This is a genomic window from Arthrobacter sp. H35-D1 (genome assembly GCF_030063185.1).
Taxonomy (GTDB): Bacteria; Actinomycetota; Actinomycetes; order Actinomycetales; family Micrococcaceae; genus Specibacter.
On record NZ_JASISP010000001.1, the window covers coordinates 603,106 to 618,395 of the forward strand.

Consider the following 15,290-nt stretch of genomic DNA (forward strand, 5'->3'; position numbering starts at 1 on the left):
ATAGGGTTGTGTGTTTCCCGCGTGGGGGTGGGGGGCGTGTGGGGATGTGACCCAGGGTCCGTGTGGTGGCCTCAAACCTTTCACCCCATCTTACACCCCCGCGGGCGTCCCTGGGGGGGGGGGGCTTATACAATCCCCCCCCCCCGCACCCTGGCCCCCCCGACGGGGTTGCTGCGGTCCTAACTCTTGGGGCGTCGCTCCGCCTGGCGGTCCTTGGCCAGCTTGGCTTCGGCACGGGCCTTCGCCTGGACGGCGCGTTCCTCGACCAACCACGCGGGGGGAGCCTGCAGCAGCGCGGTGATGTCCGCCGTCGTCAATGCCTCGGTGATGTTTGAACGGTTCAGTCCGCCAATGGAGATATTGAGTTTTTGCGCAATGACAGGGCGAGGGTGGGGGCCATTGCGGCGCAGCTCGGCCAACCACTCCGGCGGGTTCTCCTGCAAATCCTTGAATTCCTCCCGGCTCAGCGCGTTTTCTTGGAATTCGGCGGGGGCAGCGGGCAGGTGGATGCCCAACTTCTTGGCCGCGGTGGCGGATTTCATGGCTTGGGAGGAAGGTTTAATGCTCATACTCTCAAGGGTACCGGTGGCGGTGCAGTGCGTTAGGGTAAACAAGTGCTTGAATCCCGCGAATTAACAGTGACCTTTGTCCCGGGCGTGACCCCCGGAAAGTGGATCCACCGCTGGCAGGAGCGCATGCCGGACGTCCCGCTCGTGTCCAATCCCGTGCCGCAGGAGCGGCAGCTGGAGGCCGTGCGCGCCGGCGAGGCGGACATGGCGTTTGTCCGTCTGCCCGTGGACAAGTCCGGGTTGCACGTGATTCCGCTCTACGAAGAGCTCTCGGTTGTCGTGGCGCCCAAGGATCATCCGATTGCCGCCTTCGACGAGCTGGACGTGGCCGATCTGGCCGACGAGTACTTGCTGGCAGACCCCGACGACTTTCCCGCCTGGCGGGACATCTCCTCCGAAATAGCCGCCGGCACACGCAAGCCGCTGCCTCCCATGACCAGCATCGACGAAGCCCTTGACCTTGTCGAGGCCGGACTGGGCATCCTGATCCTGCCCATGTCGGTGGCCCGGCAGCTCAGCCGCAAGACCCTGCGCTCACGGCTGCTGCATGGCGTCCCCGACTCCGGCATTGGCCTGGCGTGGCCGGATTCGAAGTTGCCGCTGCCCGAGGAAGACGAGGCCGTCATCCAGGAGTTCATCGGCGTGGTGCGCGGACGCAGCGCGCAAAGCTCCCGGCAGCCCTCGGTGCAGGCCAAACAGGATGCGACCCCCAAGAAAGGCTCCAAGGCTGACAAAAGCACGACGTCGGCACGCGGCCAGGCGACCGGCGGCAAGTCGGGAACGGGGAAGTCGGGCGCCAGCAAGTCTGGCGGGCCCAACCTGCGCGGCGGTGGCCGGCCTGGTGGCAAGGCGAGGGCGCAAAAACGCGGGCGCCGCTAACCATGCGTCGCTGACAGAGAACAAAAAATGCCGGTTTCCGCCCTCGGGCGGAAACCGGCATTTGGTGGTGAATTACTTGGAAGCGTCCATCTGCTGCTGCTTCTGCTTGTTCACAATGGTCTTCACATCGCCCAGGTCGGCGATGACGCGGGACAGCGACTTCTTGGAGGTGGGCCACTGCGTACCCTTGAAGCGGGTCGCGTCGGGGCCTTCCCAGCGAACCGACTGGGCCTTGCCGTCCAAGGTCCCCATGACCTGGGTGATCTGGTCAATCGCGTTGCCAAGCTTGGAGGCCAAATCGGCCATGTCCTGGGGATCGTTACCGAGCATACCGGCCATGATGCACATCCTTTGCTAGAAATTTGCTTGTTCAAAATTTGCGGGCCATCCCGCTTTTTTGTTTCACCGTGTCCGGAGGGTTCCGGCCAAGCGATTGATATGAATCTATCCCGATCCCGCCACCACCGTCGATGGGGCGAGCTCCCCATGTAGCCCTCCCCATGCCGGCACTGCCCTTGCCGGCACTGCCCCTGCCGCATCATGCCGCATAACGGATCGGCAGCAATCGTTGACAGGCCAAATTCGCCGTGCCATTGTGACAAACAACGGCTCAGGGTTCGCCCAAGCAAAGGTTTGACAGCTCAAAGGAGAGACGTTTCGTGAAAGCTGCACTGTGGGAAATTGAGACCTTTGACTATCACGCGGGCGGGGAGCCGTTCCGGATTGTGCCGGCTCTTCCCTTCCTCATTGAAGGATCAACGGCGATTGAACGGCGAGAGCACGCGAAAGTAGGGGACGCAGACAATATCCGCAAACTTCTTGTCAACGAGCCGCGCGGGCATGCCGACATGTACGGCGGATTTGTTGTCCCGCCCAATGACCCCGGAGCCCACTTTGGGGCGTTGTTCTGGCATCGTGAGGGATTCTCCACCGTCTGCGGCCACGGAACCATGGCGCTGGGGACGTGGGCCGTGCGCAGTGGTTTGGTCAGGGCCCCGGACGACGGCGAGACCGACGTTGTCATTGATGCACCCTCAGGCCGCGTGACAGCCCGCGTTAGAATGATCGACGGGAAGGTTGGCGACGTCGCTTTCCACAATGTTCCCTCCTATGTGGTGGACCGCGACATTGAGGTCAAAACCGCCGACTTTGGCCGACTGCGGGTGGATCTGGCCTGGAGCGGGGCGCTGTACGCCTCGCTCCCGGCCGCATCGGCGGGCCTCGAGGTCACGCCGTCTAACTTGGCAAAAGTGGTGGCGGCAGGCCACCAGGTGGCTGCGGGGCTGGTGAACCATTCGGCCGCTCACCATCCGGCGGACACCCGGCTTGAGGGCGTGTTTGGCACCATATTCCACGAGCCGATGAAGCAAAAGGGAGCAGGGCTGGCGCAGCGCAATGTCAGTGTTTTTGCGGATGGACAGGTGGACAGGTCTCCCAGCGGCTCCGGCACGGCGGCCCGTGTTGCGCTGCTCAGCGATTCCGGGGAGCTGGCCGAAGGTGAAGTGTTGGACCACTATTCAATAATTGACTCCCACTTCACCGCCCGCGTTGTTGACCGGGTCACCGGCCCCGACGGCGGCCTGGTGGTGGAGGTCAGCGGGCGTGCGTTTCCAGTCGGGGAAGGAAAATTCACGCTGGACGCCGACGACGAATTGGGCCTGGGGTTTGTGCTGCGTTGATCGGCGCATGTGAATCGTTGCACAGTATGTGGCGAAAGCTGGCACGATTGGCCCATGACTGATTTCAGCCGGCCCACGCCTGCTCCGCACATCGCCGACTGCATCGGTGCTCATGCCCTGTCGGCTTCGAAGCGGCTGTTCTAGGATGCGTGGACAGATGCGACGCCTCGACACGTCCTTCACATTTGCCGACGCCCTGAAGGTTGGCAGCTCGCCCATACCTTCGTGGCTTTCCTTCGTGTTGGCCGTCTTCGTGACGGTGTCGGCGTTCGATGATGTGCGTGTGTTCATTCAGGCTGTCCCGGACGGGGAGATCCCGTGGTGGGGTCTGGCTGTCTCTCTGGCGTACTGGACCGTGTGGATGACACTGGCGTTTTGGCCACGCTTCACGGTCATCGCCTTTGTGTTGATGCTGGCAATACTGTTTCTGAACTCCGAACCGGGCGGTGCCTTGCCGCTGGCGTTCGCCGCTATTGCGGTTGCTGGCTATCGCGTCTCCACCCGCGGGTTCCTGGTGATGGTAGCGAGCCTTCTGCTCTGGCAGCTTATATGGGTGCCTTTCATCTCCATGCTGGGGGCAGCTCAATTGTGGGCTTACGTTCCAGTGACTTTGTTGCTGGCCGCCCCGGGACTTGCCGTGAAATTGCTGCGAGAGGTGAACCTTCAGACGGAGCGTGCTCGGAAGGCTGCGGCGGAAGCAGCTGCCAAAGCCGCACTGGAGGAGCGCGCCGAACTGGCCAGGGAGTTGCATGATGTGGTGACGCATGGGCTGACAATGATTGCCGTGCAGGCGAACCTGGGCACACTCTCCCAGGACGCCCAGGCGAAACAGCACGCACTGTCGGAAATTGGCTCAATGGCCAGACGATCGCTCGACGACTTGCGGCGGCTGCTCCAAACCATGCGTGCGGACGAACCCGGTGCGGACAAAGCCGAACTGGAAACCAGCGTCTCGCCCAGTTCTGCGTGCATCGACCTGGCCCAGAGTGTGGGAGATGCCCAAAAACGGCTCAACAACTTGGGCGTTCCCACCCGGGTCGCTACGTCGGGAGATCTGGACGCGACGCCGAACGGCCTCCGATCCACGGTGGAGCGGATTTTGCAGGAAGGTGCCACCAATGTAGTGAAGCACACTGGCGGAAACAGCGAATGTGAGATCTCCATGGATGCCAGGGGCCATCAGATTGAAGTGGTTATTCGCAATCTCACGACCTCTGGGAAACCACGTCTGCCTGTGTCAGGCACTGGACTGGTGGGTTTGCGGGAACGGGTGTCCCGGCTGGGTGGCACCATAGACACCGGTCCGGTGGACGGATGGTGGACCCTGCAGGCGGTCCTTCCGTTCAAGGGGCGGCAAACCCTCCACTAGGGATCGTCGGCTGCGTGTGCCGCCGCCGAGCACGCCACTGTCCCATTGGGCAGTCTTCGTCATTTTGCGGTGCTTTCCATGGTCCCATTGGTCAGACTCTTGCCGATGATATTGCCGATGCTGAACTGGCTGCGTAGCGTCAAAAAGACGCGGTGCACAGCTACCGCGCTGGCACGTCAGAACGGCCGTGCTGATGACTCGCCCAGACTCTAGGAGAACGCCATGAATGAACTGCAACTGCTTGGTGCCGCCGCCTCGGCGAAGCAGCCCAAGACCAAGCCCGCCGGCATTTGGCCCTCAGGCTCCTTTCCCACACCAGCCCACTGAAACCCCGGGAGACGCTTTACGGTGCCAGCCTGGCAATTGCTGGCGGCATGAATTCCTGTACGTAGACTGTCACCATGAATGCCAATGTGACAACAACTGAAACAATTGACGTGGTCATCGTCGACGATGAAAAATTCGTCCGAGGCGCGTTGCGAACCTACCTTTCGCAGGTGCCGGACATCATGGTGGTGGCTGAAGGCGAGAATGGCGCTGACGCCGTTCGCTTGGCCCACGAAATCCGTCCCCAGGTCATGTTGATCGACATTCAAATGCCCGTCATGGACGGCATCACTGCCATTCGGCAGATCGTGGCAGACATGCCAGAGATCCGAATTCTTGTTGTCACAGGCCATATCTCCGACATTTACCTCAAGGCGGCCCTGATTGCAGGTGCCAGCGGATATGTGGTGAAGGACGCCGAGCCCGAGCGAATCGTCACAGCGGTCCGTGAGGTCCACGCCGGAGACTGCCCCATCGACCCGGCCGTCACCCATGTGCTTGTTGACGACATCCGAAAAACTCTCCCGGAGGTGCGCCAGGCTGCCGGAGTTGAGCTTTCGGACAGGGAAGAGGACGTGCTCAAGCTGCTGTGCGAAGGCCGGAGCAACAGCGAAATCGCCTCGGCACTGTACTTGTCGGAGTCAACGGTCAAATACCATTTGGTTCGCTTGGGCAGGAAATTTTCCGCCCGGGACCGCCTGCAACTGGTCATCACTGCGCTCCGCACAGGCGTTGTCGACTGACGCCACGGAACTGCTTGGGCGAACAAGTAGACTGAATTGCGAAAAAGACTGTCCAAAAGGACAGGGGGTGACTGTCCTTTTGGTGTATGCCGAGAGCCAAAGACGCCCTATGCTTGGTTTATCCATGCCATCGTGATGGCGAAACCCCTTTAGGAAGGCCCTTTTCGTGAAATCACCCCTTGTTTCCGTAGGTGCAGCAACAGTTCTGGCCGCGAGTCTTCTCTTGGCCCCCGGCCTGTCCCCGGCCCAGGCTGGCACCAACGATACAAGCAGCACCAGTACTACTTCGATCATGCAGGGCCCCGTGGCCAGCACCTATGGCTTTGGGACGCTTCCGTGCTACTTGTTCGGGTTCCGCTGGTGCTAAACCGCCGGTAGCGGATGCTTGCAAGTCCTAATGATGCTGCCGTGGGTCGCAGGGAAGCTGTTTAGATTCCCTGCGCCTTGCGGTAGCGCTGCATCTGCTGGTGGCGGCGTACTAGACTGTCCCGGCGGGGCGTCTGCTCCGTCGAGGCCTCCTCTGCAGTCAAGTCAATGTGGCTCTGGCCAAACTGCCACAGGAGCAGGTCATCGAGCAGCCTGTCCGGGCCGGGGGAGTACCTGTGGTCCAGTGCCTTCCTTACGTTTGAGATGATCTCCGGCTGCAGCAATGCCGCGAGATCCACTGTCTTGCCCAGCCCGTGTGCGGCAACCAGCTCGGCAGCCCAGCCCCAGTCGTCGTCGGACTTCCTGTCGACATGCGGCAGCAGCGTCTGCCACACCGCCTTGATGCGGTTGGGGGTCAGCGAAACGTTCCCCTCGCCGTCGGCATCCCAATAGCTGGTGACGGTCTCATATCTGTCGTGCAGTTCGGAAAACGCCGACTCCACGGTTTCAAGCATCGCCGCAGTGGCAGTGAACTGCCGGTCAAAGTATGGGCTCCACGCTCGCGGGTCCTGGGATTTAAAACGAATGTCATGCTCAATCTCGCTCCAGGCGTGCGCAAAAATGGTGCGGATCTGGCCCTCAAAGAAATAGCTGCCATTGGCCTTGGCTTCAGGGTCAAGAAGTTCCTGGTAGCTGCGCACAACATCGCTTTGGATGGTGCGCAGGATCAAATGCCGGCTTGAATACCCGTAGGTGCCGGATTCGATGGAGCCGATGTCCTTTTCCGTGTCTCCGCGGCAGTCGAAAATGCTCCGTTGACGCTTGATCAGGTTGGCGGCCTGGGCGTTTTCTCCGGGCAGGGTGGTGATGACGCGGACGCCCACCATGTCGGTGAGGTTTCTTAGCGGATCGGGGAACTGCAAGGCGGGGGCTGTATCCGGCTCGGACACCATGCGGGAGGCCTTTTCGCGGAACGACTCCAAGGACTTGGTGCGGCTCGTGACAAAGAGCGGCTTGTCTTCCGCCTCGGTCAGGACCTCGTAGACAAGCGATTCCATTTCTGCCGTGACTTTCGCCAGCGCCGGCAAGGTCCGTTCATAGTCGGCCACTGAGGCGCTGACGGCAGGCCTTAGCGATTCATCAAGTCGATCCCAATTGGTACCCATGCCCTTGAGCCTAAACTCCCGGGTGGGCGGCACGCGAGCCGAAGCGCCGCAAACCAAGAAAATACGCCGGTCCGGCAGCGACGGAACTGTAGTTGACGGCGAATGCACGGAAACCTTTCGCGGGGCAGTCGGGTCCGGGGAGAGTGCACCGATGCCGACCTGGGGCAGAGTGACAGCGGCAACCATCGCTACTTGTGGCCAAATCTTCGTCATGAACGGGGAGCCTTGACTGCGTGGGGGAGGAGCTGGGCGTCAGTCACCGTGCAGGTTGTGCATAACCCCTCCAGGCCCAAGCGACCAGCGCCACAGGCGATGGGGCTTCTTCGCGCAAGACACAGGCTGGGGGTTCCCCGCCCCCCACTCCGTCGCCCTGCTTCCCTTGCCGCCACCCCGTAGGCTGGTGCCATGTTGACTGTTATTGGCGAGGCCTTGATCGATGAAGTGGTGCTTCCAGGCAAGGTCCCCGTTCCGCACGTGGGCGGCAGTCCCATGAACGTAGCAGTGGGGTTGGCGCGGTTGGGGCACCCCGTGCAGTTCCTTGGCAGGTTCGGCCGGGACGCTTATGGCGACATGGTCGCCGGGCACCTGCGCAGCAACGACGTCATGGTGCCGATGCCGCCGGACTCGCAACCAACCTCCGTGGCACGGGCCATGCTGGATTCCGACGGAGCGGCACTTTATGAGTTTGACTTGGACTGGTCGCTGCCCGATCTGGGCCCCGGCAACGGTGCAGCAAATTTTATGGTCGCGGCAACCACTCTGCTCCACACAGGATCCATTGCCACGATGCTGGCTCCCGGGGCCGAGCAAGTCTTGGCCGCAGTCATTGAGGCGCACCCGCGGGCCATCATCAGCTACGATCCCAACTGCCGCCCCAGCATCATTACCGACGTCGACCTTGCGCGGTCGCAGGCAGAAAAGTTCGTGGCACTGGCCGACGTCGTCAAGGCCTCGGATGAGGATCTTGCGTGGCTCTATCCCGGGGTGGACCCGAAGGAATCGGCCCGCAAGTGGCTTGGACTCGGCGGGGCTGAAGGTCCCGCCGTCGTAGTTCTGACGCAGGGGAGTGCGGGGCCTTGGGCGGTGTGCGCGGCAGGCGAGGCGTCCTGCGCTGCGCCTCCGGTCAAAGTGGCGGACACCGTGGGGGCGGGGGATTCCTTCATGGCGGCGCTGCTGTCCACGTTGGTGGACAGGGAGCTGGACGGCGCCCAACGCCGTGCCGAGCTGCGTGCCATGAGCACCTCCACCCTGGCGGACGTGATCGGCTACGCCGCCCGGGCAGCAGCCATTACAGTGTCCCGCGCCGGGGCCAACCCGCCCACCCGCGCCGAATTGCACGACTAAGCCCGTTACAAGACCGACGCTGCACAGGCCTGCCCCGAAACCAGAGCTGTGCAGTGACAAGACCCACCCAGTGAAAGGCGATGCCATGTTCAACTATGACCCTTATTCGTTTCTGGAGCCCGTTCCCGAGTTCGCGGTGACCAGCGAGTCGTTCATCGACGGGGCCGTTTTCGCTCCGGCTCAAGTCCACTCCGAAGCGCATCCCGGCGGACTCGATCTGTCCCCGCAGTTGACCTGGTCAGGGTTCCCCGCAGGAACGCGCAGTTTTGCCGTGACGATGTTTGACCCGGATGCGCCCACCGCCAGCGGATATTGGCATTGGGCGGTGGCAGACTTGCCTGTTTCGGTGACGTCGCTGGCCGAGGGTGCCGGGACCCCGGCTGCTGCTGGGGAGTCCGCCTTGCCAGCCGGGTCACTGGCCCTGAAGAACGACGCGGGGCTCCCCGGCTACATGGGATCGGCGCCTCCGGCCGGGCATGGCCCGCACAGGTACATGGTGGTGGTCCATGCGGTGGATGTGCAGTCCCTGGGCCTGGAAGCCGATGCGACTGTGGCCACCTTGGGCTTCAACCTGCACTTCCACACCCTGGCCAGGGCGCGGCTGACGGGCCTGTTCGAGGTTTAGCCGGACGTGAGGGTCCCTTGGCTCCCCTGCGGGACCACGAAACCGCCCCTCGCCCGCATGCCAGCGCCTGCCCCGCGAAACCGCTGTTGCCCGGCTGCGGTTTCGCGGGGCAGGGGCGGTTGAGCGCTGCAGGGGCGGTTGAGCGCTGCAGGCGCGGTCTCGGCCCGCGGCAGCGCGAAGTTGGATAGCCTTGGGTATGCGTTTAATTGCCAGTGATATTGACGGAACCATTCTGGGCCATGATGGAAAGATCAGCACCCGCACCGTGGAGGCGTTTGCTGCTGCCGCGGAAGCAGGCATTGGCATTGTGTTTGTGACTGGTCGGCCACCGCGCTGGCTTGATCCCATTCGTGAGCAGATCGGCCATACAGGCACCGTCATTTGCTCCAATGGCGCCGTGAGCTACGATCTCGGGCGCGAAAAAGTGCTTGATTCCCATGTGCTCAGCTGGGACACGGTGCACCAAGTCCGTCGGATCATCACCGAAATCGCCCCGCAACCGTACTTTGCGCTGGAATCGCTCAGCGGGTTCCACGTTGAAAGGGGCTTCTACGGCACTCGAGCCCCTGCCGGTGCCGCCGGCATTGTGCCCTCCGTGCTGACTCCGGACATGGCCGATGGCGGGATTGTGAAAATACTTGCCGTGCTCCACTCCGGAAACGCCGACGAATTCCTTGAACTTGTCACCCCGAGTGTGGGCTCCATGGTTGGGGTGACCCACTCGGCACCGGACGTGGCCCTGCTGGAGATGGGCCCGCATGGCGTGAACAAGGCCGTCACGCTGGCACAATACGCCGCAGCACGGAGTATTGACGCTGCGGACGTTGTTGCCTTTGGCGACATGCCCAATGATATTGAAATGCTTGGCTGGGCCGGTGCGGGGTATGCCATGGCCAGCGGACACCCCGATGCGCTTGCGGCCGCTGCCCTGCAGGCGCCGCGCTTTGAGTTCGACGGCGTGGCTCAGGTCATCGAATCCCGCCTTGCAGCGCTGCACCTGGCATGAGTTCCAGTCGATCAAGGGGGCAATGATGGCGCAGTCCAAAGCCCCCAAACCCTATCTGGCCGGCCCCCAGCCGCTGGCCATTTCCCATAGGGGGTTTTCCCAGGGGGGCTTGGAAAACTCCTTGGCCGCGTTCAAGGCAGCAAGCGAGCTGGGCTACAAATATGTTGAAACTGATATCAACACCACCTCCGACGGCGTTGCCGTGGTCTTCCACGATCCCACCCTTGGCCGCACCACGGATCAAGACGGAACCATCTCCGAGCTGCCGTACTCCGTGGTGTGCCAAGCGCGCATTGGCGGTCGGGAACCAATTGTCACGCTCAACGAATTCTTTGCAGCGCTGCCCACGACGCGCTTCAACATCGACGTGAAGGATGCCGGATCCGTGGCGCCGCTGGTGGACGCCATCGAGGAACTTGGCCTGCACGAGCGGGTTTGCGTCGCGTCGTTTTCGGAAAGGCGGCGCCGCCAGGTGCTGGCGCAGTTGAGCCGCCCGGTGGCCAGTTCACCGGGCCAGTGGCTTTTGGTGACATATTTTTTGTTCAGTCCATGGCTACCAAAGGCATTCATTCGGTCCATGATGCGTACTGTGGATGTGCTGCAGATCCCGCGCAGCTTCAAGGGCTTGGCTCTTGTCACTGCGGCAAAGGTGCGCTGCGCGCATGGGTTGGGGCTGAAAGTCCATGTCTGGACCATCAATGATTCGGCGCAAATGCACGAACTTTTCGACCTGGGGGTGGACGGGATCATGACGGACAGGGCCGATGTTTTGGCCGAAGTGATGCGCCAGCGCGGCTATTGGGCGTAATGATTCATCCCAGTTGCCGGGCGATGGGAGGATGGACCTATGCGAATCCTGATAGCCCCCGATAAATTCAAGGGAACCCTGACTGGTCCGGAGGCCGCTGCCGCCATGGCAGAGGGTGCCTTGCGGGTTTATCCCGATGCCGTGGTGACGGCCCTTCCCATTGCCGACGGCGGGGAGGGGACGGTTGAGGCCGCCGTGGCTGCCGGTTTTTCAGAGCGGTTGGACTCGGTGGTCGGTCCCATCCTGAAGCCGGTTGGCGCCGTGTGGGGTTTCAGGGAAGACAGCAAAGTCGCTGTCATTGAAACCGCCCAGGCCAGCGGATATCTGCTGAGCGAACCGACCGTGGAGAATTCCCTGCGGGCCCACTCCTATGGCTCGGGACAATTGGTGGCCGCTGCGCTGGACGCCGGGGCCGTTGAAATCATCATCGGTCTGGGCGGATCCGCCATGACCGACGGCGGAACGGGCGCCTTGCGTGCCCTGGGGCTCAAACTGCACGACGCCAACGGGAACCTAGTTCCCTTGGGTGGCGGTTCCCTCGTGGACGTGGTGTCAGTGGACACCGCCGGGCTTGACCCGCGACTGGCAGCTGTGAAGGTCCGGATGGCAGTTGATGTGGACAATCCGCTCCACGGTCCCAACGGTGCGGCCCACGTTTTTGGCCCGCAGAAGGGGGCCGACGCACAGGCCGTCGAGTTGCTCGACGCCGGGCTCCGCAACCTTGCGGCAGTGGTGCAGTCATCCATGGGGATCGACATCAATATTGCGGGCGCAGGAGCTGCTGGCGGATTCCCGTCCATGTTTGTGGCTTGCGCCGACGCCACTGTTGAGCGCGGGTTCGATCTTGTGGCTGCTCTGATCGACCTGGACACCCACCTGGACGATGCAGACCTTGTCATCACCGGCGAAGGTTCGCTGGATGTGCAATCGCTGTCCGGCAAGGGCCCACTGGGAGTCGCCGACGCCGCCCACGAGCGGGGCATCCCCGTGGTTGTGGTGGCCGGACGGATCACGGTGACAGCCGAACAATTGGCCGAGCACGGCGTTGTGTCTGCCGTCAGCGCAACCGATGTGGCCGGATCGGGTGAGGCCGCCTTGGCCGACGCCGCCAAGTACACAACGTTGGCGACTTCCGAAGCCCTCAACGGCATCTAGCCCCCGAGCCCCTCCAGCTGCGGCGTTGGGCCCACGCCGGCCAGGGGTTTGGTGGGTGTGATTGATATTGGGCCCACGCGCCCGAGGGGCCCGCTGCAAGCTAGATGAAAGAGTGGTTGGGCCCACGCCGGCCAGGGGTTTGGTGGGTGTAATTGATATTGGGCCCACGCGCCCGAGGGGCCCGCTGCAAGCTAGATGAAAGAGTGGTTGGGCCCACGCCGGCCAGGGGTTTGGTGGGTGTGATTGATATTGGGCCCACGCGCCCGAGGGGCCCGCTGCAAGCTAGATGAAAGAGTGGTTGGGCCCACGCCGGCCAGGTTCCGGGGAAATCGCGCCAGCGATTTATCCGGCCGGCCGGTGGGGACTAACTGGCCTTGCTCAGGTGCGGTTCCGGTTGCGCAGTTTCGGGGTCCAGCGGATTCGGGGCGGTGCCGCGCCACTTAGCCAGCGCACTCATGCCGTGGTAGACAATCAGCGCGGCCGCAGTGCCCAGCGCAATACCCTCAAAGGTGAGGTTTCCCGTGGTCCACGTGAAGTTGCCGATGCCGACAATAAGTGCCACGGCGGCGGTTGTCAGATTGATGTTGTTGGAGAAGCTGACCTTGTTCTGTACCCAGATCCGCACGCCGAGCACACCAATCATGCCGTAGAGCAGGGTTGCCGCACCTCCCAGCACGCCCACGGGCACCGTGGCGATGAGCTCGCCAAACTTGGGCGAGAAGCTCAGCAGCAGTGCTGCCATGCCGGCCACCCAGTACGCGGCCGTGGAGTAGACCTTGGTGGCGGCCATGACGCCAATGTTCTCCGCATAGGTGGTGGTGCCGGAACCGCCACCAAAACCGGCCAGGGTGGTGGCCACACCGTCGGCAATGATGGCACGGCCGGCGTACGGATCAAGGTCCTCGCCCGTCATGAGTGCCACCGATTTCACGTGGCCAATGTTCTCGGCAACCAGCACCAGCACCACGGGGATAAAGAGGCCAAGAACGGCCAGATGGAAGGTGGGGGTCTGGAAGTGTGGCAGGCCGATCCAGGCGGCATCGTTGACCTGCGAGAAGTCCACCTCATGCCGCAGCACAGCCACACCGTAGCCCGCAAGCACGCCCACCAGGATGGCGAGGCGGCCCAAGATACCGCGGAACAGCACGCTGACAAGGATGATCACCAGCAGTGTTGCCAGCGCCGTGATGGGCGCTTTTTCAAAGTTGCTGCGCGCCGCCGGTGCCAGGTTCAGGCCGATCAGGGCCACGATGGTTCCCGTGACGGGTGCGGGCATGAGCCGGTTGATCCAGTCCGCGCCAAACTTTTGCACAATCAAGCCCAGAACAGCGAGTGTCACACCGGCCACCACCACGCCGCCGAGGGCCCCGGCCACGCCGAACTGCTGCTGTGAGGCCATGATCGGGGCGATGAACGCGAAGCTTGAGCCAAGGTAGCTGGGCACGCGCCCCCGGGTCAGGATTAGAAAGAACAAGGTGCCGATGCCGGAAAAGAACAACGTGGTCGCCGGCGGCATGCCGGTGATCAGGGGCACCAGGAACGTGGCCCCGAACATGGCGACCACGTGCTGCAGGCCTATGCCAATGGTGCGCGGCCAGCTCAGCCGCTCGTCCGGGGTGACCACCTGCCCGGGGGTGATGGTTCTGCCATCCCCGTGAACAGTCCATTTTGTGCCCAGCAAATTCATCTATTTCTCTCCCGCTCTTGCCCGAAACCTGAATGTGGTCCGCGGATAAGAATATAGGAGCACGCGGGCCTACGGGTGCGGCACGTGGCCTTCACTGGCCAGAAGCACGACGCCGAGAAGGTCGTTGAGTGCGTGGGCCAAGTCCGGATGGGCCAGCTCATACCGGGACCGGCGGCCCTCGGGGACCGCAATGGCCAAGCCGCATTCGCGCAGGCAGGAGAGGTGGTTGGACATGCTCTGGCGGGAGACGCCCAGCTCGGTTGCAAGTTCCCCGGGGTACTGCGGATGCGCAGCCAGTTTCATGAGAATCTCGGCCCGGGTGGGGTCCGAGAGTGCGTAGCCAAAGCGGGCAAGCACCGCTGCATTGCTAATGGGCTTCATTCTCAATATCATACAGTAGTTGATGAATTCAGTCAACAATGTACTATTGAGTCATGTCTGGTCACATCCACACCCATTCCCACGCGGGCGCCCCCGGTGAAAGCCACCAGGGCCGCATTGCCGTGGCGCTGGGCATCACGCTTGTCGTTTTCGTCTTCCAGGTGGTCGGTTCAATCCTGACCGGATCGCTCGCACTGCTTTTTGATTCGGCCCATGTGCTGACCGATGCTGGCGGGCTGGCCATGGCGCTGCTGGCCGCGCGCCTGATGGTCCGCCCGGCCACGAGCAAGCGCACGTGGGGCTTTGCGCGCGCCGAAGTGCTGGCGGCAACAGCACAAGCCGCCATTCTTCTCGCCGTCGGGCTCATCGTTTTGGTTGAAGGCGTCCAGCGGCTCTTCAACCCCACGGAGATCGCCTCCAACGAGATGATCGTTTTTGGAGCGATCGGTTTGCTGGGCAACGTCGTTTCGATGTTCGTACTGATGGGAGGACGCAGCAAGAACTTCAACATGCGGGCGGCGTTCCTTGAGGTTGTCAACGACGCGCTGGGGTCGGTGGCGGTGATTGTGGCGGCTATTGTGATTTCAACGACCGGCTGGATGCAGGCCGACGCGGTGGTGGCCATGCTCATCGGAGTGCTGATTCTGCCACGCACAGTGAAACTACTGCTCGAGACCATCAGCGTGCTGTTGGAGTCCACGCCGTCTGGTCTCGATTTGGACGACGTTCGCCGGCACATCATGGGCCTTGAGCACGTGCTAGGCGTCCACGACCTGCACGCGAGCCAGATCGCCACCGGCCTGCCCATCCTGTCCGCCCATGTGGTGGTCGATGATTCCTGCTTCCATGACGGTCACGTTCCACAGATGCTCGACGCGCTCCAAAGTTGCGTGGCCAGCCATTTCGAAGTCAGCATTGAGCACTCCACGTTCCAGCTGGAAACTGCAAGCCACGCAGAACACGAACTCGGCGCCCACCACTAAATTGGTCCCCGCCGTCGTGTGTTCATGGGCCGACCCAGTCCCGGACCTGCCGCCTGCCGCCACTGCCGCGTTCGCTTGGTTGAAAAAGTGCATCGGATTGGCCTCGCCAAATCTATTTGGCAGCTAATGCGGGTACTTCTGCCAAACACCCGCATTAGCTGCCAAACGGAATTCCGGAATCGGTCCGCACCCGCATTAGCTGC

At 62.5% G+C, this 15,290-nt stretch carries 16 protein-coding genes; 11 read left to right on the forward strand and 5 right to left on the reverse strand.

What is annotated here, in order from left to right; translation table 11 throughout:
• Nucleotides 1-179 precede the first annotated feature (179 nt).
• On the reverse strand, nucleotides 180-542 hold the full coding sequence (locus QMG25_RS02725) for a DUF5997 family protein (protein ID WP_283457368.1): 363 nt from the start codon (nucleotides 540-542) through the stop codon (nucleotides 180-182).
• Between the two features lie 72 nt (nucleotides 543-614).
• On the opposite strand from QMG25_RS02725, the gene QMG25_RS02730 reads away from it, so the two are divergent.
• On the forward strand, nucleotides 615-1,448 hold the full coding sequence (locus QMG25_RS02730) for a substrate-binding domain-containing protein (RefSeq protein WP_283457074.1): 834 nt from the start codon (nucleotides 615-617) through the stop codon (nucleotides 1,446-1,448).
• Nucleotides 1,449-1,520: 72 nt separating this feature from the next.
• On the opposite strand, the gene QMG25_RS02735 is transcribed toward QMG25_RS02730, so the two are convergent.
• Nucleotides 1,521-1,787, reverse strand: a complete 267-nt coding sequence (locus QMG25_RS02735; RefSeq protein ID WP_283457075.1) for a hypothetical protein — start codon at nucleotides 1,785-1,787, stop codon at nucleotides 1,521-1,523.
• A 320-nt stretch (nucleotides 1,788-2,107) separates the two neighbouring features.
• Here QMG25_RS02735 and QMG25_RS02740 point away from each other — a divergent pair, with 320 nt between their 5' ends.
• The 4 genes from QMG25_RS02740 (at nucleotide 2,108) to QMG25_RS02755 (ending at nucleotide 5,933) form a co-directional block, all read left to right on the forward strand.
• On the forward strand, nucleotides 2,108-3,127 hold the full coding sequence (locus QMG25_RS02740; RefSeq protein ID WP_283457076.1) for a proline racemase family protein: 1,020 nt from the start codon (nucleotides 2,108-2,110) through the stop codon (nucleotides 3,125-3,127).
• A 157-nt stretch (nucleotides 3,128-3,284) separates the two neighbouring features.
• A complete protein-coding gene (locus tag QMG25_RS02745) occupies nucleotides 3,285-4,496 on the forward strand; it encodes a sensor histidine kinase (protein WP_283457077.1) in 1,212 nt (403 codons plus the stop codon).
• Between the two features lie 401 nt (nucleotides 4,497-4,897).
• Nucleotides 4,898-5,566: a response regulator gene (locus tag QMG25_RS02750; RefSeq protein WP_283457078.1), complete on the forward strand. Its 669-nt coding sequence runs from the start codon at nucleotides 4,898-4,900 to the stop codon at nucleotides 5,564-5,566.
• Between the two features lie 166 nt (nucleotides 5,567-5,732).
• The gene (locus QMG25_RS02755) at nucleotides 5,733-5,933 is read left to right on the forward strand and encodes a hypothetical protein (RefSeq protein ID WP_283457079.1); all 201 of its coding nucleotides are present in this window, start codon (nucleotides 5,733-5,735) and stop codon (nucleotides 5,931-5,933) included.
• Between the two features lie 61 nt (nucleotides 5,934-5,994).
• Here the strand turns inward: QMG25_RS02755 and QMG25_RS02760 are convergent, their stop codons facing one another.
• Nucleotides 5,995-7,098, reverse strand: a complete 1,104-nt coding sequence (locus tag QMG25_RS02760) for a GTP pyrophosphokinase (protein ID WP_283457369.1) — start codon at nucleotides 7,096-7,098, stop codon at nucleotides 5,995-5,997.
• A 405-nt stretch (nucleotides 7,099-7,503) separates the two neighbouring features.
• On the opposite strand from QMG25_RS02760, the gene QMG25_RS02765 reads away from it, so the two are divergent.
• The 5 genes from QMG25_RS02765 (at nucleotide 7,504) to QMG25_RS02785 (ending at nucleotide 12,036) form a co-directional block, all read left to right on the forward strand.
• Complete coding sequence (locus QMG25_RS02765; protein WP_283457080.1) at nucleotides 7,504-8,442, forward strand: carbohydrate kinase family protein; 939 nt, start codon at nucleotides 7,504-7,506, stop codon at nucleotides 8,440-8,442.
• A gap of 85 nt (nucleotides 8,443-8,527) precedes the next feature.
• Nucleotides 8,528-9,067 (forward strand): YbhB/YbcL family Raf kinase inhibitor-like protein, encoded by a 540-nt coding sequence (locus QMG25_RS02770; RefSeq protein WP_283457081.1) that lies wholly within the window; start codon nucleotides 8,528-8,530, stop codon nucleotides 9,065-9,067.
• A 196-nt stretch (nucleotides 9,068-9,263) separates the two neighbouring features.
• Nucleotides 9,264-10,073, forward strand: a complete 810-nt coding sequence (locus QMG25_RS02775; RefSeq protein WP_283457083.1) for an HAD-IIB family hydrolase — start codon at nucleotides 9,264-9,266, stop codon at nucleotides 10,071-10,073.
• A gap of 25 nt (nucleotides 10,074-10,098) precedes the next feature.
• Complete coding sequence (locus tag QMG25_RS02780; RefSeq protein WP_283457086.1) at nucleotides 10,099-10,881, forward strand: glycerophosphodiester phosphodiesterase family protein; 783 nt, start codon at nucleotides 10,099-10,101, stop codon at nucleotides 10,879-10,881.
• Between the two features lie 39 nt (nucleotides 10,882-10,920).
• Nucleotides 10,921-12,036: a glycerate kinase gene (locus tag QMG25_RS02785; protein WP_283457088.1), complete on the forward strand. Its 1,116-nt coding sequence runs from the start codon at nucleotides 10,921-10,923 to the stop codon at nucleotides 12,034-12,036.
• A 364-nt stretch (nucleotides 12,037-12,400) separates the two neighbouring features.
• On the opposite strand, the gene QMG25_RS02790 is transcribed toward QMG25_RS02785, so the two are convergent.
• Nucleotides 12,401-13,723: a uracil-xanthine permease family protein gene (locus QMG25_RS02790; protein WP_283457090.1), complete on the reverse strand. Its 1,323-nt coding sequence runs from the start codon at nucleotides 13,721-13,723 to the stop codon at nucleotides 12,401-12,403.
• Nucleotides 13,724-13,792: 69 nt separating this feature from the next.
• Complete coding sequence (locus QMG25_RS02795) at nucleotides 13,793-14,104, reverse strand: ArsR/SmtB family transcription factor (protein ID WP_283457092.1); 312 nt, start codon at nucleotides 14,102-14,104, stop codon at nucleotides 13,793-13,795.
• 53 nt (nucleotides 14,105-14,157) lie between these two features.
• On the opposite strand from QMG25_RS02795, the gene QMG25_RS02800 reads away from it, so the two are divergent.
• A complete protein-coding gene (locus QMG25_RS02800) occupies nucleotides 14,158-15,087 on the forward strand; it encodes a cation diffusion facilitator family transporter (protein ID WP_283457094.1) in 930 nt (309 codons plus the stop codon).
• The last annotated feature ends 203 nt before the right edge of the window (nucleotides 15,088-15,290 follow it).

Excerpts from the sequence above, each read along its gene's own strand:
- QMG25_RS02745 (WP_283457077.1), top strand. The coding sequence starts at position 3,285 with ATGCGACGCCTCGACACGTCCTTCACATTTGCCGACGCCCTGAAGGTT.
- QMG25_RS02780 (WP_283457086.1), top strand. The coding sequence starts at position 10,099 with ATGGCGCAGTCCAAAGCCCCCAAACCCTATCTGGCCGGCCCCCAGCCG.
- QMG25_RS02800 (WP_283457094.1), top strand. The coding sequence starts at position 14,158 with ATGTCTGGTCACATCCACACCCATTCCCACGCGGGCGCCCCCGGTGAA.
- QMG25_RS02725 (WP_283457368.1), bottom strand. The coding sequence starts at position 542 with ATGAAATCCGCCACCGCGGCCAAGAAGTTGGGCATCCACCTGCCCGCT.
- QMG25_RS02735 (WP_283457075.1), bottom strand. The coding sequence starts at position 1,787 with ATGGCCGGTATGCTCGGTAACGATCCCCAGGACATGGCCGATTTGGCC.
- QMG25_RS02775 (WP_283457083.1), top strand. The coding sequence starts at position 9,264 with ATGCGTTTAATTGCCAGTGATATTGACGGAACCATTCTGGGCCATGAT.
- QMG25_RS02785 (WP_283457088.1), top strand. The coding sequence starts at position 10,921 with ATGCGAATCCTGATAGCCCCCGATAAATTCAAGGGAACCCTGACTGGT.
- QMG25_RS02795 (WP_283457092.1), bottom strand. The coding sequence starts at position 14,104 with ATGAAGCCCATTAGCAATGCAGCGGTGCTTGCCCGCTTTGGCTACGCA.
- QMG25_RS02770 (WP_283457081.1), top strand. The coding sequence starts at position 8,528 with ATGTTCAACTATGACCCTTATTCGTTTCTGGAGCCCGTTCCCGAGTTC.
- QMG25_RS02790 (WP_283457090.1), bottom strand. The coding sequence starts at position 13,723 with ATGAATTTGCTGGGCACAAAATGGACTGTTCACGGGGATGGCAGAACC.
- QMG25_RS02765 (WP_283457080.1), top strand. The coding sequence starts at position 7,504 with ATGTTGACTGTTATTGGCGAGGCCTTGATCGATGAAGTGGTGCTTCCA.
- QMG25_RS02760 (WP_283457369.1), bottom strand. The coding sequence starts at position 7,098 with ATGGGTACCAATTGGGATCGACTTGATGAATCGCTAAGGCCTGCCGTC.
- QMG25_RS02750 (WP_283457078.1), top strand. The coding sequence starts at position 4,898 with ATGAATGCCAATGTGACAACAACTGAAACAATTGACGTGGTCATCGTC.